We start from the raw sequence: 20554 nt of genomic DNA on the forward strand, positions 1-20554 counted from the left end.
ATCGTCAGTTCCCGAAGGGTTTGCCTCATAGCGCGTGCTGGACTGCGTTGGACTCGTTATCAATAGCACCGCTATTGACTGCCTCGTCCGCCTTGCCAGCCCACGTTATGAGGCAAACGCATCTCACCCTATTTATGAAATGAGTTCTAGCAAAATCTGGCAAAACTTAGCGCTTGCCCGGCATCATGCCCTTCATGCCGCGCAACATCTTCATCATGCCGCCACCGCGTAATTTCTTCATCATGGACTGCATTTGCTCAAACTGCGCAAGCATGCGGTTGACTTCCTGTATTTGTACACCAGCACCGGCAGCGATACGGCGTTTGCGCGAAGCCTTGATCAATTCTGGCTTGGATCTTTCTTGCGGCGTCATGGAATTGATCATGCCTTCCATACGGCGTACCTGTTTTTCAGCCTGATCCATATTGGCACCGCTGGCTGCCTGCTGCATTTGTGCCGGCAATTTATCCATCAGGTTAGACAGGCCACCCATATTCTTCATCTGCGAAATTTGCATCTTGAAGTCATTCATGTCGAACTTGCCGCCATCCTTGATCTTGTGTGCCAGATCCTGAGCCGCGGCCACATCCATGCCTTTTTGCGCCGACTCCACCAGCGCCAGGATGTCACCCATGCCCAGAATGCGATTGGCCATGCGGGTGGCATCGAAGGATTCGAGGCCATCGAGTTTTTCAGCAACACCGACAAACTTGATTGGTTTGCCCGTGATATGACGTACTGACAGGGCGGCACCACCGCGTGCGTCACCATCAAGCTTGGTCAGCACCACACCAGTCAAAGGCAGGGCATCATTAAAGGCTTTTGCCGTATTCACGGCATCCTGACCCAGCATGGCATCGACCACGAACAGGGTTTCTATCGGCTTGACGGCAGCGTGGACGGCAGCAATCTCTTGCATCATCGCTTCATCTATACCCAGGCGACCGGCAGTATCGATGATCAGCACATCGTGATAATGTTTTTTTGCGTAATCAAGTGCGGCCAGCGCAATGTCCACTGGTTTATCGGTAGGCAAGGACGGGAAAAAGTCTGCACCGACCTGCGATGTCACTGTCTGCAACTGGCCTATTGCGGCGGGACGGTAAACGTCGGCAGAAACTGTTAATACCTTTTTCTTTTTTTGTTCGCGCAGATATTTAGCCAGCTTACCCACAGTGGTGGTTTTACCCGCACCCTGCAGACCTGCCATCAGGATGATCGCCGGTGGCTGGCAATTAAAACTCAGTTGAGAAGCATCTTCACCAAGGTCGGCACCCATCAGGGTAGCCAGTTCTTTCTGTACCACACCGACCAGTGCCTGGCCTGGCGTCAGGGAAGAAATGACTTCTTCACCCATGGCTTTTTCTTTGACACGGGCAATCAGTTCACGTACTGCAGGCAGGGCGACGTCGGCCTCCAGCAAAGCCATGCGTACTTCACGCAACATCTCAGCGGTATTGGATTCAGTCAGGCGGGCTTCGCCGCGCATGGTCTTGACGACTTTGGCTAGGCGCTGGGTAAGATTATCGAGCATGTTGGCTTAGGGGGTGTTAAGAAAAAATCAATAGGGCTGTGTTCACTGCTGCCTGTCACAGGCGATAGTAGCAACTCAGTGATAACAACAAGCAGGCATTTTACCTGAACCCGTGACAGAGTCCGGCATTTCGCCTAATGTGCAGAGTAGATGCGGGCGAAATTCTGAAAATCCAGAATAATTTCAAAATGCCGTGCGGATTTTCAGACGCATGAGGGATAGTACTGATATATTTTGCTTTAAAAATCAGTTAAAAACAGGGTGCGGGTCTTCATTCGTGCTTGGTATGAAGTCTGCTAATAAGAGCGCTATCCCAGAGCTTGTGACAAAGTAAAGATGGCTGGACATTCTGCAATGTCAGTCTGATTTTGTCGCCGGTTCAAAAATAGACGCTCAATAATCTGGAGACAATCATGAGACGACTTCATCGTGCCTGGCGCTTGCCACGCATACTTACCCTGTGCACCCTGATTGCTTCGTCCGGCTATAGCCTGGCAGAGGAAGGCGTCACTGACAATAGCATATTAATAGGACAAACCGTGGGGCTGACAGGGCAGATTGCCGGGCCAGTCAAAGAAATGAATGCCGGAGCTGCGGCTTATTTCAACCAGATCAACAAGAATGGTGGCGTGCATGGCCGCAAGATAGAACTGCATATCGTTGATGACAAGTTCGACCCCGCCATCGCCGCCACCAACGCTGAGGCGCTGATCAAGAAAGACCATGTCTTTGCCCTGTTCCAGTCCCGTGGTACACCGCATACCCAGGCCATCCTGCCCATCCTGGCGTCCAGCAAAGTGCCACTGGTGGCACCGAGTACCGGTGCGGCAGTGTTCCATAACCCGGTTAACCGCTATGTCTTCAATGTCAGGGCCAAGTATCAGGATGAAGTTCAAAAAGCTGTGGAACAGTTTTCCACCATAGGCTTGAAAGATATCGCCATCGTGCATGTCGATGATACTTTTGGCAGTGACGGCCTGGCGGGTTTTACCAGTGCGATGGACAGCTTCAAATTAAAACCCTCTCTGATCAGCAAGTATGACAGGGCAAAGCCGGATGTGGCCAAGGCGATTGATGAGGTTGTCAAATCGCCAGCCAAGGCGCTGATCATTGTGGGCTCAGCCACCACGGTGTCAGAAATTATCCGTGGCTTGCGTGCCAAAGGCAGCAGCATACAAATCATGACCTTGTCGAATAATGCTTCGCAATCCTTTATCGATTCTCTTGGGCCGGTAGCGACTGGCATCATGGTCTCGCAGATCATGCCGGCACCTCACCTGGTCTCAAGTACCCTGGGGCAGGAGTTCAAGACCATTGCCAAAGAAAATGGTGTGGCACCTTCGTATGCCGCGATGGAGGGCTTTGTCTCTGCCAAATTATTAGTAGAAGGTTTGAAACGGGCAGGCAAGGGGCTCACGCGCGAAGGCCTCATCCGTGCACTGGAATCCATGCACAAGGTGGATCTGGGCGGTATTACAGTAACTTATGGCGAACGAGATCATAGCGGTAGTGAGTTTGTGGATTTGACGATGATAGGTCGTGACGGTAAATTTTTGCGCTAGTTCATGTTAACAAGCCAGTGCGAAAACACGGAACGTGCGGTGGACATAATCCGGGTTTTCGCATCGAGTCTGGCAAGTCCGTATAAAAACTTGAATGAAATCAGTTGTTTACTAAAATCCTGATGCTGGCACAATATCTGCTAATCAGTACGTGTAGGAAAAAATCAAATCAAAACTCAGGAGACAAAGATGTTCAAAAAGATTTTGCTTGCCACTGTTATTACTTCAGGATTATTCGCCAGCGCAGCCCAGGCCGAAGAAGTTGTCCGCTTGGGTAATCTGAAATTTGCCCACTATGGCGCAGTGTCCTATATCAAGGAAATCGCCCCTAAATGCGGTATCAAGGTAGAAGAGCGCGTATTCGCCAAAGGGCTGGACGCCATGCAAGCCGTCATCGCCGGTGAGCTTGATGTGGGTGCAGTGTCTTCAGAAGCAGTGATTTCTGCCCGTGCCAGTGGTACACCGATTTATCTGGTGGCCGGTTTTGCCAAAGGTGGTGCACGCCTGGTTGGACGTACTGACCTGGGCATGAAGACGGTCAAGGATTTGAAAGGCAAGAAAGTTGGCGTTACCCGTGGCGGTATTCAGGATATCTTGCTGGCAGCCGAACTGTCACAGCATGGTCTGACGTATTCAGATCAGCCAGGCAAGGACGTGCAAATCATTTACCTCGGTTTCCCTGATCTGAACCAGGCTTTGCTGGGCAAGAATATTGATGCCATCATGCAATCTGAGCCTTATTCTTCCCAGGCCATCAACAAAGGTTTTGGGAATGAAATCATCAAGCCTTATGACACACCGATAGGTGAACCAGTGCGCACCATGGTCATGACTGAGAAGTTCTACAAAGAGCGTCGTCCGGTCGCCGAAAAATTTATGCGCTGCTTTGTCGAAGCCACTAAAACCTTCATCGAAAACAAGGAGCTGGCTGAGAAATATGTGCGTGAAAACATGTTCAAAGGCCAGGTCAGTCATGAAGACTTCGTCAATGCCATAGAAAACTCGCCTTACACCTATGACGTGACAGCTGAGCACATACAGATCACTACTGATCTGATGCAAAAATACGGTGTAGGCAAAATGCTCAAGCCGCCAGTCGCCAGAGAGTGGGTAAAAACCGATCTCCTGGAACAAGCCAAGAAGAGCTTGAACATAAAATAAGCATCAGGTAAGTCTGTAGCTTGAGCAAAGGGTGAGCCTGCTTTTTTGAGCAAAATCTGCTCACCCAGCTCCTTAATTCTTGAAGGAAAAATCATGAAATTCAAATGGCGTGAAATGGGCGCGGGGTTGATTGTGCCTGTTATTCTGATTGCGATCTGGCATATGTTTTCTACTAATGGCTGGGTCAACCCGCAAATGCTTCCACCTCCAGGCGAGGTTTTACTAAAATGGATTGCCTATGCAACTCCGGCAGAGGCTCATGACGCTGCACAGGGAAACATATTGCAATGGATATTTTCAGGTGAACTAGTACGCGATACCATGGGAAGCTTATACCGCGTCGTGGTGGGGTTTCTGATTGGTGCTGGTCTGGCCTTACCTCTAGGCCTTTTCATGGGGGCAAATCAGTTTGTGTATACGCTGCTGAATCCTTTGGTTCAGTTGCATCGTCCAATACCACCGATTGCCTTCATTCCTTTGGCGATTTTGTGGTTTGGTTTGGGAAATGCCCCAGCTATTTTTCTCATTGCGCTGGGCGCATTTTTCCCAGTTTTGATGAATACCATCGCTGGCGTTCGTCATGTTGATGGTATCTATATCAGGGCTGCCCGCAACTTGGGGGCAAGTCAAATGACTATGTTCACCAGAGTGATGCTGCCAGCTGCCGTCCCTTATATTTTATCCGGTGTGCGTATTGGTATAGGTACAGCTTTTATTGTCGTAATCGTCTCAGAAATGATTGCTGTTAATAATGGACTTGGGTTCCGCATTTTGGAAGCACGTGAATATTTTTGGACCTCAAAAATTATTGCGGGAATGTACAGCATAGGACTTCTTGGCTTGATGATCGATATCGCGATGAATAAACTGAATAATTATTTGCTGCGCTGGCACCGTGGACTGGAGAACTGAGATGAACCCTACCCATATTAAAATTGAAGCTGTGAATAAGATTTTCAAGACAGCGGATAAAGAAGTCGTAGCCTTGCGGGATATCAATCTGGAGATACCGGAAGGCCAGTTTGTCTGCCTGCTAGGTCCTTCAGGCTGCGGCAAGTCGACTTTGCTGAATGCGGTTGCCGGTTTTTCTTTGCCAACTTCTGGTCATATTATTGCAAATGGGCAGAAAGTCAGCGCCCCTGGTCCGGACCGTGGCATGGTGTTTCAGGAATATGCACTCTTTCCCTGGATGACGGTTGAACAGAACATCGCCTTTGGCCTGGAAATCAAGGGCATGGGCAAGGCAGAAATCCAGCAGCGTGTCGCCAGCCTGCTGGCTATGCTGGGTCTGAGCGATTTTAAAGCACGTTTCCCCAAGGATTTGTCTGGCGGTATGCGGCAGCGCGTTGCAATTGCCCGTGTATTGGCGCTGGATTCGCCTATTATGTTAATGGATGAGCCCTTCGGTGCATTGGATGCCCTGACGCGCCGCAATCTGCAGGACGAGTTGCTGCGCATCTGGTCAGAACTGAAAAAAACCATTATCTTCGTTACCCATAGTATAGAAGAGGCAATTTATCTGGCTGACCGTATCGTCGTCATGACTTACCGGCCAGGCACGGTGAAAAAAGATTTGATCGTTGAATTGCCACGCTCACGTGATCCTTCTGACCCGGGTTTCAATGCCTTGAAGCGAGAACTGGGACAACTGGTCATGGAAGAACAGCAAAGACACCATAATGATGAGCTGAAGATGGCGGCAGTAGATTGATCAACAAGTAGAAAGTAGTAACTGGACGTACCCATAAAAAACATAAGGAGAGACATCATGCTGAAATTCGCACGAATTGTAGTAGCGGGATTGGTTTTCTTGCTGGGCGCGTCCAGTCAGGCGCAAAGCACCCATGGCACGGCCCCCGAGGCCGTCGCCATGGTGCAAAAAGTGATTGCCAGTATCAAGGCGAATGGCAGGGACAAGACTTTTGCTGATGTCAATAATCTGCAAGGCCCTTTCCGTGACCGCGACCTGTATGTCACGATCAATGATATGAATGGCAAGAATCTGGCTCACGGCGCGAATGCCAAGATGCAGGGCAAGGACCTCATGGATTTAAAAGATGCCGATGGCAAGCTGTTTGTGCGTGAGCGTATGGAGCTTGCCAAAACCAAGGGCAAGGGTTGGCAAGACTATAAGTTCGTCAACCCTGTCTCTAAACAGATAGAACAAAAATCCATGTACTTTGAAAAGTATGAAGACATTGTTATCAACTGCGGTATTTATAAGTAAAAACTTGTGACGGCGCCGCCTACCGAAAATGCCCGTGGGCGGCGCCTGGTTTTTATCTGCGTTGCAGCGGCGAGCATCGCACTGGTGGTCGCCAGCTATTTTGTGGCTGTCAGCATCGCCAGGGACAACAGCCGTCAGGCTGGTGACCGGCAGTTACAGATCATTGCCCTTGATATTGAGTCTGTGCTGGAGCGTTATGAAACCCTGCCCTTCGCCATTTCTTATTTGCCGCTGACGGCAGAAGCCTTGCAGCAAAAGGGCGATGCCAGTCAGATACAGGCTCTGAACCTGAGTTTGCAAGAGTTGGCTGAGCAAGCCAAAGTTGCTGCAATCTACCTCATGGATGTGCAAGGCAATACCATCGCCGCCAGCAACTGGAATACTGAGCAAAGTTATCTGGGGCAGAATTTTGCCTTCAGACCCTACTTTTCTGAAGCCTTGAAACAGGTCAAGCCCGGACATTTTTATGCAATAGGCAACACCACAAATATTCCTGGCTATTTTATTTCCCAGCCTGTCTATCCACCCGGTAGCAAGCGCGGGACGCAGGCACCGATAGGAGTGATTGCCGTCAAGATCATCCTGAATGAATTTGAGCAAGCCTGGCGCAGCAGCGAAGAACCTATTGCACTCAGCGACAGACATGGAGTGGTGTTTTTAAGTAATCGCGCATCCTGGAAATATCATAGCCTGCAAACGCTGACGCCGGCCGTGCAGCAAGACCTGAAAGCGACTTTGCAATATGGTGGCAAGCATATAGATGCAATTGCCAAATTGCCGCTGGCAGAAAAAAAAGGGTATGACGAATATTTGCAAAGGCAGATAGGGCGCCTGAATTGGCAGTTAATGTTGTTCCCCGATCAGGGTAAAGTCATGCGGACGGGTTTGCAATCAGCCTTGGTAGTTGCCCTGATATTGGGGATAACGCTGGCTTTTGCCGCTGTACTTGACCAGCGCCGCCGCAGGCTGGAAGAAGGGAGGCTGGCACAACGCGCTTTGAAAAAAGCGGCAGACGAGCTGGAGCTGCACATCGCTGAACGCACCAGGCAATTGACACAGGCGAATGCAGAACTTGAAAGCCGTTACCTGACACTCAAACAGACCGAAACCCTGTTGCGATCTACCCAGAATGAAATGGTACAGGCGGGCAAACTCGCCATGCTGGGGCAGATGGCCACCGGCATTACCCATGAATTGAACCAGCCACTGACTGCGATACGTGCCTTTGCCGACAATGCCATCACCTTCATGAGCCGGGGCAAGGCAGAGCAGGCTTTGGCCAACCTTGAACATATCAGTCATGCCAGCGAACGCATGGGCAGCATCATTGCTCAGCTAAAAGGTTTCGCCAGAAAAAGTCCGAATGCGATTGCCGAAGTGGATGTGCAGACAGCTATCCAGTCTGCTGTCAGCTTGTTGCGCAGCGAGACCGACAGGCGCGGCGTTATCCTGCAAGTGTATGTTGCCGAAGCTGTCAAGGTGCTGGGTGACACCGTCAGGATAGAACAAGTCTTGATCAACCTGATACGCAATGCGCTGGATGCAGTAGAAAATAGCCGTGTCAAGGAAGTCGATGTCAGACTTGGTAGTGAGCAGGGGATGGCAAGGATCACAATTGCCGACAGTGGTACTGGCATACCCGAGCATGTCGCCGGTCATTTGTTTGAACCGTTTTTTACCACCAAGGAAATTGGCCAAGGATTGGGCCTGGGGCTGGCGATCTCTTCTTCCATCGTGCAGGCAATGAATGGCAGCCTGGTAGCGAATAACCGTCCAGACGGTGGTGCTGAATTTACAGTCTGCATCCCGCTGGCTGATCGCGCATGACTGCATATAGTAAGGAAACAGTATGACTCAAATGCTCGCTATATTAATAGAGGATGAACAGGCAGTGCGCCTGGCAACGACCCAGACGCTGGAGCTCGGTGGTTTTGAGGTGCAGGCCTGTGCCAGTGCAGAGCTGGCAGATGCCTATATCAAGGATGGCTATGCCGGCATTATTGTTACTGACGTACGCCTGCCCGGCAAGTCAGGACTGGAGGTTCTGGAAAAGGTGCGGGCCATCGATGCCGAACTGCCCGTCATCATCATCACCGGCCATGGCGATGTCAGCATGGCGGTGGAGGCCATGCGCCACGGCGCTTATGATTTTTTGGAAAAACCTTTTGCGGCTGAAAGATTGCTCGATGCCTGCCTGCGCGCCCAGGAAAAGCGGCGGCTGGTCATGGAAAACCGCAAGCTCAAATTGTCCTGGCTAAATCATTCCGCGACGCCAGATTTGATAGGCCAAAGCCCGCAAATAGAAAAAGTCAGGAAATTCATACAAAGCATAGGGCCAACCCAGGTCGATGTATTGATCAATGGCGCGACCGGTTCCGGCAAGGAAGTGGTGGCGCGACAATTGCATCTGGCCAGTGGCTGTAAAGGCGAATTTGTGGCCATCAATTGTGGTGCCCTGCCTGAATCTGTATTCGAGAGCGAAATCTTTGGTCATGAAGCCGGTGCCTTTACCAGCGCCCAGAAACGCCGTATAGGCAAGCTGGAGTATGCGCATGGTGGCACGGTATTTCTTGATGAAATTGAAAGTATGCCGCTGAACCTGCAAATCAAACTGCTCAGGGTTTTGCAAGAACGCAGTCTGGAAAGGTTGGGGGGTAATCAATCAATCGCGCTGGATTGCCGCATTATTGCCGCAACAAAAGTGGATTTGCTCAAGCTCAGCGCGCAAGGACAGTTCCGCGAAGACTTGTATTACCGCCTCAGTGTCATCAGCATGCATTTACCAAGATTGAATGAGCGGCGTGAAGATATTCCCTTATTGCTCTCGTATTTTGTACAAAGGGCGGCCCTGCGTTATCAAAAGCAGGTGCCAGCCTGGTCAGCCGCACAAATGCAGCACTGGATGCAGGCTGACTGGCAGGGTAATGTGCGTGAGTTGCGCAATTTTGCTGATCAACTGGTGCTGGGTGTGGCTGAATTTGCTGATCTGCCAGCTTTGCAAAGTGAACAAACCCAATCAGCTGCTGCCTCCAGCCTGCCTGAAAAACTGGATGTGTATGAAGCCAGCCTGATACAGGCTGCGCTCGAAAAGAATGCCAGTAATGTGGCTGCAGCAGCGGAATCATTGGGCATCCCCAAGAAAACCCTGTACGACAAGATCAAAAAATATCAAAAAACTTTATCGCCGATCAATCCGGTGACAGGATAGAGCGGGCCTGTGGAAACTGCTGAACATGCATAATCCAACTTTTCAGGCGACATGGTGTAAACTTGTCCCATGCAAATCTATCTATCATTTCTTGCCGCTGCCTTATATATATTGAGCATAGTCCTGCCAGGACGCTGGCTGACGCTCACGAATGTCGTCAGTGCACTGGCCTGGCTGACGCATGGCGTGGCTTTATGGCTGACTATTTTTCCTGACCATGCGCTCAGGGTAGGCTTTGCTGTCATGTTGTCAGCTGCGCTATGGGTCTCGGTCTTTGTGTGCTGGCTGGAAAACCGCAATGCCTCTCTTGACGGTTTGCGCCTGTTGCTGATGCCGAATGCTGCCATGATGGCTGTCCTGCCCAGTTTCTTCCCTGGTAGCCTGATTGCTCTGGCTGGCAAGACTGCCATGTTCCCCTGGCATGTGGTGATTGCCATGCTGGCCTATAGCACGCTGACGATAGCGGCTTTTCATGCAGTCGTCATGACGGTGCAAGACAAGCACTTGCATCAATTGCGCACAGCTCAGAAGGCGGAATGGCTGAATGCCTTGATAGACAGACTGCCAGCATTGCTGACCATGGAAAAGATACTGTTTCGTTTTGTGCTGCTTGGTTTTGTCTTATTGACACTGACTGTTTTGTCGGGCGTGATATTTTCAGAACAGGTACTGGGCGTCGCCTTCAAATGGGATCACAAGACCCTGCTTTCACTCTTGTCCTGGCTCTTGTTTGCCATTTTGTTGACAGGGCGCTACTGGCGTGGCTGGCGTGGCAAGACGGTATTGAGTTTCACCCTGTCAGGCTTTATCACCTTGTTGCTGGCCTATGTCGGTAGCCGCTTCGTGCTGGAAGTCTTGTTGCACAGGAGCCTGTCATGAGAATCCTGTTCTGGTTAGGCTTGCTGGTCCTGATCATCCTGGCCTTGAAAAAGAAAATGCAGCCACCCAGTGCCGGGTCTGGTAGTAGCGGGTATCCGGGAAGCCCTGCAGGCCCGGAAAATGCTGGACCACGGAATACTGAATCAGCCGAAACCATGGTCTGTTGCGCGCATTGCCAGATTTATTTGCCAGCATCAGAAGCCGTGCAACGTGGCGGGCAAGTGTACTGCAGTCAAGAGCATGCTGACCTTGCATGAGCCTGCCTGACGACACCCTGCTGATGCCTGAAAACCGCGCAGCAGCATCTGAGCCATCGCATTCTTTCTGGCGTTCACTGCAAACGCTGAATGCTTCACGCATTGTGGTGGCCGCCAGTTTGCTGATCTTGCTGAGTTTGCGCAGTGGCAAAGATATCTGGACCAGTGAACCTTTGTTCGGTCGGGACATAGGCCTGATTTATTTGTCAGTGGCCATAGGCTTTGTGGTGCTCAAGCAACTGTACCCACGCCGTTTCATGTGGCAACTGAGCACCCAGATACTGCTGGACATCATCATCATTTCAACCATGTATCTGGCGAGTGGTGGTAACAAGAGCGGCCTGGGTATCCTGTATTTGTTCCCGCTGGCAGGTGCAGCGATACTGAGCCCCCTGCTCTGGTCTTTCTTTTTTACTTCCATCGTCGTCCTGTTTTTATTGGGAGAGAGTGTTTATCATTATCTGCAACTGGCAGACGGGGCACCCTTTTCGCAATCAGGCTTATATGGCGCAGCCTATTTTGCTGTGGTGTCTGTGGTCAACCGGCTGGCGCACAATCTCATCAATCAGGAGCAACTGGCAGTGCAGCGCGGTAATGCGCTGGCCATACAGCAAGCCATCAACCAACTGGTGATTGCCGACATGGGTGATGGCATTTTGGTGCTGGACCAAAACGGCAGCATGTTTGAAATCAATCCCGCTGCAGCACGTATGCTGGGGGGGAATCTGAGCAAGGAAATGATAGGGGTAGAGTTGGGCAGCATTGCGGCTTTACGTCCGATTGTTGAAGTGCTCAATAATATGCAGGCGCGTCCCAGTCTGCCTGACCGTCGCAAAGAAGAAGAAATTTCCTTCGTTTCCATACGCTGTTATCTCGATGATCCTAAGCCGGAACTGGGCGAAATGGCAGCCGATACTGCCACCAGGGAACGTACGGAGCGTGAGCGCCCACACTTTGTGACGCATCTGAAACTGCGCTTTGTCGCAATCAAGGGGGTCAATGCGGGTGGCCTCAAGGAACGTAATGGCAGCTATACCATCATCTTCATGCAAGATGTATCAGATATAGAAAATCAGGCGCAGCAACTGAAGCTGGCTTCCATGGGACGCCTGACGGCCAGTATCGCCCATGAGGTGCGTAATCCGCTGTCATCAATTTCTTATGCCGCCTCACTATTGAATGAAGACCTGGGTCATCCCGGCCAGGAAAACAAGCAGGCACAACGCCTGCTGAAGATTGTTGATGATAATGTGGCACGTTTGAATCAGCTCATAGAAGATATCCTGAAGCTCTCACGCAAGGCACAATCGGATGTGGAGCCTTATCAGGTTATGGACCAGATTGAAGAAATGGTCAGGGATTTTGTAGAAACCCGCAATTTGCCTACCAACTTTATTGTCGTCGTTAAAGACAAGAACTTCCTGGTGAACTTTGATCCCAGTCATTTGCGTGAAGTGGTGTTAAATCTTTTGTCGAATGCAATACGCTATGCCAGCGGGCAAACGGGTAGTATCAAACTGTTTGCCTATATTAATAGTAGCGGCCGGCAAGAGTTGCATATACAAGATGACGGTCCGGCAATTCCTTACGAAGTCCGCTCCCATCTGTTTGAGCCGTTTTATACTACATCGCGTATGGGTACCGGTCTTGGCTTGTATATGGCAAGGGAGTTGTGTTTGAATAACCATGCTTTGCTTGATTATGAATATCGCGTTGAAGAAACCGAAGAAGGCAAGAGCGAGCCCAGCGGGCGTTTTGTAATTAATTTCTCTGGATATAGTGCATGAGTATGAATGAAGTTGTGGTCTGTCCTCGCATCCTGGTAGTGGATGATGAGGCGCATCTGCGCGAATTGCTGGAGATTACGCTCATCAAAATGGGGCTGGATGTAGACAGTGCAGAAACCCTGGCATTGGCACGTGCCCATCTGAGCAAGCGCAGCTATGCTCTGGTATTGACAGACATGCGCCTGCCTGATGGTTCTGGCATGGAACTGGTGCAGGAAGTGAATGCCCTCTATAAGAATACGCCTATCGCCGTGATTACTGCTTTCGGCAGTGCCGACAATGCCGTGGTTGCCTTAAAGGCTGGTGCTTTCGATTATGTCTCCAAGCCGGTTGCCCTGGATCAGTTGCGTAAGCTGGTCAGGTCTGCGCTGCAAACCAATGAGGTTCAAAAAGTACAACTGACGACGCCGGAAAAGTTGAGCATCCCTGCCAACTCTTTCATGATAGGCCAGTCGCAAGGCATGCAAGAAGTGAGGGCGCAGATCAGTCGTCTGGCACGTAGCATGGCGCCTGTCATCATTACTGGTGAGTCTGGTAGCGGCAAGGAACTGGCCGCCCGGGAAATACATACCAGTAGTGCCAGGTCTGACAAGCCCTTTATTGCCGTCAATTGCGGTGCGATTCCCGAGACTTTGATGGAGGCCGAATTTTTTGGCTATAGAAAAGGGGCATTTACCGGCGCTGCTGATGACAGGGAAGGTTTTTTTCAGGCCGCCAATGGCGGTACCCTGATGCTCGATGAAGTGGCTGACCTGCCTCTACCCATGCAAGTCAAGTTATTGCGTGCCATACAGGAAAGACGGGTGCGCAAGGTGGGGGCTACCGTGGAAGAAGCGGTAGATGTACGTATTATTAGTGCTACCCACCAGAATCTGGCTATCTGTGTAGAAGAAGGGCGCTTCCGGCAAGATTTATATTATCGCCTCAATGTCATCGAATTACACTTGCCACCTTTGCGCGAACGGCTGGAAGATATCGTCGAACTCTCGAGCAATATCCTGAAAAAACTGACTGGCAATGATATTAATATGTCAGTCGAGGCAATCGATGCCCTGATCAGTTACGATTTTCCCGGCAATGTGCGCGAGCTGGAAAACATACTGGAACGTGCCGTTGCATTTGCTAACGATGGCTGCATCGAAGTAACCGACCTGGCTTTGCGCGGCACCAGAAAAATGCCTGACTTACCCATCGTGCAGCCGGTGCCTACCGAGGTAGTCATTAATAACGGGCATGTTGCGCCAGTTGCCCTACCTGTTGCCGGGCTGGATGTATTTTCAGCGCCGAGCTTGCCCTGTTCACTTCCCGATTATCTGGAAAACGTAGAGCGCGAAATGATACGTCGTGCTTTGCACCAGACCCGCAACAACCGCACCCAGGCGGCAGAGTTGCTGGGTGTGAGCTTCCGCCAACTGCGTTATCAGATACAGAAACTGAAGATACAGGAATAATCATTTACCTGTTTCTATCTTTGATGACGAGTCAGGCCGCATGTGCCTGACTTCTCATGCACCCACTTGCGCGGGATAGTCTTAGCCGCAAGACCATCATCGTCCTCGCTTCATTGATCTTATTGCCTCACTTTCTTATTTCCTTTTTGTGTGCATTCGTCATGGGCTTGCAAGACCCTGCTCCTAGCATGTATTTGCACGTTAGTGGCCGCTCTCGGCTGAACTTACGCATTTCTGTGCTTTGCGAAAGTCAACACCTCGTACACATATTTACAGAAAAAATAATTCAATTAATTAAATAAAAAGCGGTTGCATATCGTTTGATGCAGCACTAGAATTAGGGCAAATAAAAATTAGCGCACTAGATGTAGTGGTTTTAAGAATTTGTTTGTTTTCTTGCCTTGCTTCAATTTCCCTCATGTTTTGCAATTGAATTTGTGTTTGATGTAAACAAAATAAACCGGATTTGGCGAATTTTCGCTGCATCCGGCTGTGAGCCTTATTGTGTCTTGCCTGCTTAACTACCTAGTCGCTTCACTGTTTAACCCATGTCCGGCAAAGTCGTCTTTCTTCAACTTTGCTGGCAAAAAATAACACCGCATCCGGAGGATCAATGCACTCTTCTATTGAAACATCTACTACGTCCAAACCAGAACTGGGATCGGTTTTGAACATGGCAGCAACACCTGCCACCAATAGCCTGAATAGTTATAGCGAATACCGCATCATTCGCCGTAATGGTTCGGTGGTTGGCTTCGAACCATCCAAAATCGCCATCGCCATGACCAAGGCGTTTCTGGCAGTGAATGGTGGACATGGTGCAGAGTCCGCCCGGGTGCGTGAACTGGTAGAACAACTGACAGCCAGCGTAGTTGCAGCCTTGTTGCGCCGCCAGCCTGCTGGTGGTACTTTCCATATAGAAGATGTGCAAGACCAGGTTGAGCTGGCGCTGATGCGCTCAGGTGAACATGATGTCGCCCGTTCTTATGTCCTGTACCGCGCCAAACGCATGGAAGAACGCCGTCGCGTGAATGATGCGCCTGGACATGCTGAAGCCGTTGCACCACAATTGCACGTCATCGTTGATGGTCAGTCCCGTCCGCTGGATGTGGCAGAAGTGCGCAAGATGATCGCCGCTGCCTGCCTGGGTCTGGACAAGCTGGCTGATCCTGATGCGATTCTGGCTGAGACTTTGAAAAACCTGTACGACGGTGTACCGGTAGAAGAATTGTACAAGTCCGCCATCCTGGCCGCCCGCGCGCTGATGGAAAAAGAACCGGCCTACAGCCAGGTCACCGCACGTTTGCTCTTGCATACAGTCCGTAAAGAAGTGTTTGGCAAAGAAGTGGTGCAACAGGATGCCGCCGCAGAATACCTCGAATACTTCCCGAAATTCATCAAGAAGGGTATCGAAGCAGATTTGCTGGATGCCAAACTGGGTCAGTTTGATTTGAAGAAACTGGCGAATGCCCTGGTTGCTGACCGCGATCTGCAATTTGGTTATATCGGTCTGCAAACTTTGTATGACCGTTACTTCCTGCACGTACGCGGTACCCGCATAGAAATGCCTCAGGCTTTCTACATGCGCGTCGCCATGGGTTTGTCGTTGAATGAAATCGATCGTGAAACCCGCGCGATAGAATTTTACAATCTGTTGTCCAGCTTTGATTTCATGAGCTCGACACCGACCCTGTTCAATTCCGGCACGCAACGTTCACAACTGTCCTCTTGCTACCTGACGACAGTTGCCGATGACCTCGATGGTATCTACGAAGCCATCAAGGAAAATGCACTGCTGGCAAAATATGCCGGTGGCCTGGGTAATGACTGGACACCAGTCCGCTCGCTCGGCGCGCATATCAAAGGTACCAATGGCAAATCTCAGGGGGTTGTCCCGTTCCTGAAAGTCGTCAACGACACGGCTGTGGCCGTTAACCAGGGCGGTAAACGCAAAGGTGCAGTGTGCGCCTACCTGGAAACCTGGCACATGGATATCGAAGAATTCCTCGACCTGCGTAAAAACACCGGCGATGACCGCCGCCGTACGCATGACATGAATACATCGAACTGGATTCCTGACCTGTTCATGAAGCGTGTCATGGAAAAAGGTGACTGGACCTTGTTCTCCCCATCCGATGTACCTGACCTGCATGATAAATTTGGTAAGGCTTTCGAACAGGCTTATGTCGCTTATGAAGCAAAAGCTGCCAATGGCGAACTGACCTTGTCCAAAAAAATCCCGGCGCTGGACTTGTGGCGCAAGATGCTGTCCATGCTGTTTGAAACTGGCCATCCATGGATCACCTTCAAAGATCCTTGCAATATCCGCTCGCCACAACAGCACGTCGGCGTGGTCCACAGCTCCAACTTGTGTACAGAAATTACCCTGAACACTAACGACAGCGAGATCGCGGTATGTAATCTGGGTTCGGTCAACATGCCTGCCCACATGAAAGACGGCAAGCTGGATCACATTAAATTACAAAAAACTGTGCGTACAGCGATGCGTATGCTGGATAACGTCATCGACATCAACTACTATGCAGTGAAGAAGGCACGCGATTCCAATCTGCGTCACCGTCCTGTCGGTCTGGGTATCATGGGTTTCCAGGATTGCCTGCACATGATGCGCATCCCTTATGCATCGATGGATGCCGTACAGTTCGCTGATACTTCCATGGAAGCCGTCTGCTACTACGCTTATTGGGCATCGACTGAACTGGCTGAAGAACGTGGCCGTTACAGTTCTTATCCTGGCTCTTTGTGGGACCGTGGCATCCTGCCGCAAGATTCCCTGAAGATGCTGGCCGAAGAACGCGGCGGTTATCTGGAAGCTGACTTCTCAGAAACGCTGGATTGGTACCCACTGCGTGACCGCATCAAGAAATTTGGCATGCGCAATTCCAATTGCGTGGCGATTGCGCCGACTGCAACAATTTCTAACATTATTGGTGTAGCGGCCTGTATCGAACCGACTTATCAGAACCTGTATGTGAAGTCGAATCTGTCCGGTGAATTTACCGAGATCAATGAACATCTGGTGCGCGATCTGAAAGACCGCGGCATGTGGGATGAAGTCATGATCTCTGACCTGAAGTACTTTGACGGCAGTCTGGCCCGCATTGACCGCATCCCGGAAGATCTGCGTGCACTGTATGCGACTGCATTTGAAATCAGTCCATCCTGGCTGGTTGAGGCGGCTGCGCGTCGTCAAAAATGGATAGATCAGGCACAATCCCTGAACATCTATATGGCAGGTGCATCCGGTAAAAAACTGGATGAGACTTATAAACTGGCATGGTTGCGTGGTTTGAAAACTACTTACTACCTGCGTACCATTGGTGCGACACACACTGAAAAATCCACCAGCAAAACTGGTGCATTGAATGCGGTGGGAGTCGATGGCAACGGCGGTGGTTATGGTGCAGCGTCTGCTGGCATCACCGCAGCAGCACAGGAAACCGATGGCCCGGCCTGCATGTTGCGTCCAGGAGATGCCGGTTTTGAAGAGTGCGAAGCCTGCCAATAAGTGTTCAATCATTGTCATAAAGTTTTATGACAATGCGCAAGCCAGGCCGCAAGACCTGATGGCCTGAACGTTGCGGGAAGAAGCCTGGCTTCTTCCCCGAAAAAATAAGCTGTTACAAAAAGTAAGGAATTAATAATGTTATCTTGGGATGATGAAGTTCAGCCGACCAGTCCAGCAACCCCGGCAGCGCGTCCAATGAGTGCTCCGTCCGGTGCCCCATCAGGTGCACCAGTCAGCGGCATGGATTTGCAAGCACGTTTGCAAACACAGGAAGTCGCCCTCAATCCTGCCCTGGTCAACAAACCAGTTGCTGCGCCAACGCCTGCAGCCACCGCCAGCGGCGAAGTGACAAGGCGTGTCAATGCTGCCGACAAGCGCATCATCAACGGCACCACTGACGTCAATCAGTTAGTCCCTTTCAAATACAAATGGGCCTGGGATAAATATCTGGCAGGTTGCGCCAATCACTGGATGCCGCAAGAGATCAATATGCAACGCGATATTGAACTCTGGAAAGACCCGAATGGTCTGACGGAAGATGAGCGCCGCCTGGTGAAACGTAATCTGGGGTTTTTCGTGACCGCTGATTCTCTGGCCGCCAACAATATCGTACTCGGTACTTACCGCCACATCACGGCACCTGAATGCCGTCAGTACTTGTTGCGCCAGGCGTTTGAAGAAGCTATCCATACTCACGCTTATCAATACATCGTTGAATCGCTGGGTCTGGATGAGGCAGAAATCTTCAATGCCTACAATGAAGTTGACTCTATCCGTGACAAGGACCAGTTCCTGATTCCTTTTATTGACGTGCTGACCAACCCTGAATTCAAGACTGGCACAACCGAGGCAGACCAGACTTTGCTCAAGTCACTGATCGTATTTGCCTGCCTGATGGAAGGCCTGTTTTTCTATGTCGGCTTCACACAAATTCTGGCGCTTGGCCGTCAAAATAAAATGATGGGCGCGGCTGAACAATATCAATACATCTTGCGCGATGAATCGATGCACTGCAATTTCGGAATCGATTTAATCAATACAATTAAGATGGAAAATCCGCATTTGTGGACGCCAGCATTTCGTGATGAAATTAAATCGTTGTTTTTGCGTGCTGTGGAGTTGGAATATCGTTACGCAGAGGATACAATGCCGCGTGGAGTGCTCGGTTTGAATGCGCCAATGTTCAAAGGTTATTTACGGTTCATTGCAAATCGCCGCGCACAACAAATCGGTCTTGAAGCGCTGTTCCCTCAGGAAGAAAATCCTTTCCCTTGGATGAGTGAAATGATAGACCTGAAAAAAGAGCGCAACTTTTTTGAGACACGTGTGATTGAGTATCAAACTGGCGGAGCCCTCAACTGGGAATAAGCGCTGAAGACAGCGAACGCCAAAATCCGGATCAGGGATTTCTGATCAAGTAGTGCGAGCAGGTTGATTGAAGTTTTTAATGTGATGTTGAATTTGGGTTTGCAAGACCCCAGATAGAAAAGGCAGTCACAAGAAATCATTAAATCAGGAAACGCCGCAAGCTGTCAGTGTCCCCCGGGATTGCTCATGATTTGCACAAGATGTAAAACGCGAGAGGCCTCACCAAACTGAATGGACAGTCATAGACAACATTGTTTTGAACTGTTAGTGCCGCAATACCTGGCTACACTGGGTATTGTGGCTATTGGTCTTTGTGTTTCACAAAAGAATACCGACGTCTGTAGCTAATGCAGGCGTTTTTTGGGTTTGCCGCCAGGCCAGGAGCCGGCATGGAACCTATTTATGGTCTGTAGCGAGTGTCAGCGGGGTCAGGGTGACAAAAACGCAGCGCAAAGAGCGGAATGTACTCCAGTACATGAGCATTTTGAGCAGCGCATGATCCCCGGTCACGCCCGCGCTTAAGATCATAAACAGGTTCTAAAGCGAACCATGATGGCTGAAGCGCCCCATCAATAGAGGGGATGGAGCAGTTCGGCCGGTGCAGAATTCATTAGCGCAAACAGCGATCATGTTTGTGCCGATGAATAATCCGCTTGAATGGATCGAGCGGATTTAATTTTTATCTGATTTTTTCCATCAATCGAAGGAGAAACAAAATGGCAACAGCACCACAACCGTCCCCGGACGAACCAGTAGCAGCGAAGAAGCCTGCTGCAAAAAAAGCCGCAGCTAAAAAAGTAGCAGCTAAACCAGCAGCAAAAGCAGCCGCGAAGCCAGCAGCAAAAGCTGCAGCTAAACCGGCAGCCAAGGCAGCTAAACCAGCCGCTAAAAAAGCAGCAGCTAAACCAGCAGCTAAAGCAACTAAGGCAGCCGCCAAGCCAGCAGCAAAAGCTGCAGCAAAACCAGCAGCCAAGGCAGCTAAACCAGCCGCTAAAAAAGCAGCAGCTAAACCAGCAGCTAAAGCAGCAAAGCCAGTAGCGAAAAAAGCAGCGGCAAAGCCAGCAGCAAAAGCAGCAGCTAAACCAGCAGCAAAAGCAGCCAAGGCAGCTAAACCAGTCGCTAAGAAAGCAGCAGCTAAGCCAGCAGCAAAAAAAGCAGCAGCTAAACCAGCAGCTAAGGCAGCTAAGCCAGCAGCGAAAAAAGCCGCAGCAAAGCCAGCAGCTAAAGCAGCAGCTAAGCCAGCAGCAAAAAAAGCAGCAGCTAAACCAGCAGCTAAGGCAGCTAAGCCAGTAGCAAAAAAAGCAGCAGCAAAGCCAGCAGCTAAAGCAACTAAGGCAGCAGCAAAGCCAGCGGCTAAAGCGGCAGCAAAGCCAGCAGCTAAAGCAACTAAGACAGCAGCAAAGCCAGCGGCTAAAGCAGCAGCTAAACCAGTCGCAAAAAAAGCAGCAGCCAAGCCAGCAGCGAAAGCAGCAGCTAAACCTGCCGCTGCAAAGCCAGCAGCAGCGAAGCCAGTCGCAAAAAAAGCCGCGGCTAAGCCAGCCGCAAAAAAGGCCGCTCCAGCAAAACCAGCGACACCTGATGCAAAAACCGT

The 20554-nt window shown here is 50.4% G+C and carries 15 protein-coding genes; 13 read left to right on the forward strand and 2 right to left on the reverse strand.

From position 1 onward, the window contains the following. Positions 1 to 166: 166 nt before the first annotated feature. Complete coding sequence (gene ffh / locus AC07OI_RS14485; RefSeq protein WP_492703445.1) at positions 167 to 1534, reverse strand: signal recognition particle protein; 1368 nt, start codon at positions 1532 to 1534, stop codon at positions 167 to 169. A gap of 413 nt (positions 1535 to 1947) precedes the next feature. Between ffh and AC07OI_RS14490 the strand changes: the two genes are divergently transcribed. From AC07OI_RS14490 to AC07OI_RS14550, 13 genes are all read left to right on the forward strand, one after another. Then, entirely contained in the window at positions 1948 to 3096 is a 1149-nt protein-coding gene (locus AC07OI_RS14490; protein WP_492703446.1) for an ABC transporter substrate-binding protein, read from the forward strand. Positions 3097 to 3285: 189 nt separating this feature from the next. Continuing rightward, on the forward strand, positions 3286 to 4257 hold the full coding sequence (locus tag AC07OI_RS14495) for an ABC transporter substrate-binding protein (RefSeq protein ID WP_495257728.1): 972 nt from the start codon (positions 3286 to 3288) through the stop codon (positions 4255 to 4257). A 93-nt stretch (positions 4258 to 4350) separates the two neighbouring features. Continuing rightward, a complete protein-coding gene (locus AC07OI_RS14500; protein ID WP_495257729.1) occupies positions 4351 to 5169 on the forward strand; it encodes an ABC transporter permease in 819 nt (272 codons plus the stop codon). Between the two features lies 1 nt (position 5170). Next, positions 5171 to 5968, forward strand: coding sequence for an ABC transporter ATP-binding protein (locus AC07OI_RS14505; protein ID WP_495257730.1), 798 nt, complete (start codon positions 5171 to 5173; stop codon positions 5966 to 5968). 57 nt (positions 5969 to 6025) lie between these two features. After that, the gene (locus AC07OI_RS14510) at positions 6026 to 6484 is read left to right on the forward strand and encodes a cache domain-containing protein (RefSeq protein WP_492703450.1); all 459 of its coding nucleotides are present in this window, start codon (positions 6026 to 6028) and stop codon (positions 6482 to 6484) included. Positions 6485 to 6490: 6 nt separating this feature from the next. After that, the gene (locus AC07OI_RS14515) at positions 6491 to 8311 is read left to right on the forward strand and encodes a sensor histidine kinase (RefSeq protein WP_495257731.1); all 1821 of its coding nucleotides are present in this window, start codon (positions 6491 to 6493) and stop codon (positions 8309 to 8311) included. Positions 8312 to 8342: 31 nt separating this feature from the next. Then, a complete protein-coding gene (locus tag AC07OI_RS14520; RefSeq protein WP_495257732.1) occupies positions 8343 to 9692 on the forward strand; it encodes a sigma-54-dependent transcriptional regulator in 1350 nt (449 codons plus the stop codon). A 69-nt stretch (positions 9693 to 9761) separates the two neighbouring features. Next, entirely contained in the window at positions 9762 to 10571 is an 810-nt protein-coding gene (locus AC07OI_RS14525; RefSeq protein ID WP_492703453.1) for a cytochrome C assembly family protein, read from the forward strand. Beyond that, a complete protein-coding gene (locus AC07OI_RS14530) occupies positions 10568 to 10828 on the forward strand; it encodes a PP0621 family protein (protein ID WP_492703454.1) in 261 nt (86 codons plus the stop codon). Before AC07OI_RS14525 ends, AC07OI_RS14530 begins: the two co-directional genes overlap by 4 nt. Further along, positions 10825 to 12615, forward strand: coding sequence for a two-component system sensor histidine kinase NtrB (locus AC07OI_RS14535; RefSeq protein ID WP_495257733.1), 1791 nt, complete (start codon positions 10825 to 10827; stop codon positions 12613 to 12615). The genes AC07OI_RS14530 and AC07OI_RS14535 overlap by 4 nt, the downstream gene beginning before the upstream one ends. Beyond that, on the forward strand, positions 12612 to 14066 hold the full coding sequence (locus AC07OI_RS14540; RefSeq protein WP_495257734.1) for a sigma-54-dependent transcriptional regulator: 1455 nt from the start codon (positions 12612 to 12614) through the stop codon (positions 14064 to 14066). The genes AC07OI_RS14535 and AC07OI_RS14540 overlap by 4 nt, the downstream gene beginning before the upstream one ends. 673 nt (positions 14067 to 14739) lie before the next feature. Further along, on the forward strand, positions 14740 to 17595 hold the full coding sequence (locus AC07OI_RS14545) for a ribonucleoside-diphosphate reductase subunit alpha (RefSeq protein WP_495257856.1): 2856 nt from the start codon (positions 14740 to 14742) through the stop codon (positions 17593 to 17595). Positions 17596 to 17730: 135 nt separating this feature from the next. Continuing rightward, positions 17731 to 18963, forward strand: coding sequence for a ribonucleotide-diphosphate reductase subunit beta (locus tag AC07OI_RS14550; RefSeq protein WP_495257735.1), 1233 nt, complete (start codon positions 17731 to 17733; stop codon positions 18961 to 18963). A gap of 679 nt (positions 18964 to 19642) precedes the next feature. Here AC07OI_RS14550 and AC07OI_RS14555 read toward each other — a convergent pair. Then, entirely contained in the window at positions 19643 to 20416 is a 774-nt protein-coding gene (locus tag AC07OI_RS14555; protein WP_495257736.1) for a hypothetical protein, read from the reverse strand. Positions 20417 to 20554: the final 138 nt, after the last annotated feature.

It is taken from the genome of Undibacterium sp. GW821-FHT07F11 (genome assembly GCF_059418665.1).

Bases quoted from the DNA above. Each gene is read 5' to 3' on its own strand.
- ffh (WP_492703445.1), bottom strand. From the start codon at position 1,534: ATGCTCGATAATCTTACCCAGCGCCTAGCCAAAGTCGTCAAGACCATG.
- AC07OI_RS14490 (WP_492703446.1), top strand. From the start codon at position 1,948: ATGAGACGACTTCATCGTGCCTGGCGCTTGCCACGCATACTTACCCTG.
- AC07OI_RS14495 (WP_495257728.1), top strand. From the start codon at position 3,286: ATGTTCAAAAAGATTTTGCTTGCCACTGTTATTACTTCAGGATTATTC.
- AC07OI_RS14500 (WP_495257729.1), top strand. From the start codon at position 4,351: ATGAAATTCAAATGGCGTGAAATGGGCGCGGGGTTGATTGTGCCTGTT.
- AC07OI_RS14505 (WP_495257730.1), top strand. From the start codon at position 5,171: ATGAACCCTACCCATATTAAAATTGAAGCTGTGAATAAGATTTTCAAG.
- AC07OI_RS14510 (WP_492703450.1), top strand. From the start codon at position 6,026: ATGCTGAAATTCGCACGAATTGTAGTAGCGGGATTGGTTTTCTTGCTG.
- AC07OI_RS14520 (WP_495257732.1), top strand. From the start codon at position 8,343: ATGCTCGCTATATTAATAGAGGATGAACAGGCAGTGCGCCTGGCAACG.
- AC07OI_RS14525 (WP_492703453.1), top strand. From the start codon at position 9,762: ATGCAAATCTATCTATCATTTCTTGCCGCTGCCTTATATATATTGAGC.
- AC07OI_RS14530 (WP_492703454.1), top strand. From the start codon at position 10,568: ATGAGAATCCTGTTCTGGTTAGGCTTGCTGGTCCTGATCATCCTGGCC.
- AC07OI_RS14535 (WP_495257733.1), top strand. From the start codon at position 10,825: ATGAGCCTGCCTGACGACACCCTGCTGATGCCTGAAAACCGCGCAGCA.
- AC07OI_RS14540 (WP_495257734.1), top strand. From the start codon at position 12,612: ATGAGTATGAATGAAGTTGTGGTCTGTCCTCGCATCCTGGTAGTGGAT.
- AC07OI_RS14545 (WP_495257856.1), top strand. From the start codon at position 14,740: ATGGCAGCAACACCTGCCACCAATAGCCTGAATAGTTATAGCGAATAC.
- AC07OI_RS14550 (WP_495257735.1), top strand. From the start codon at position 17,731: ATGTTATCTTGGGATGATGAAGTTCAGCCGACCAGTCCAGCAACCCCG.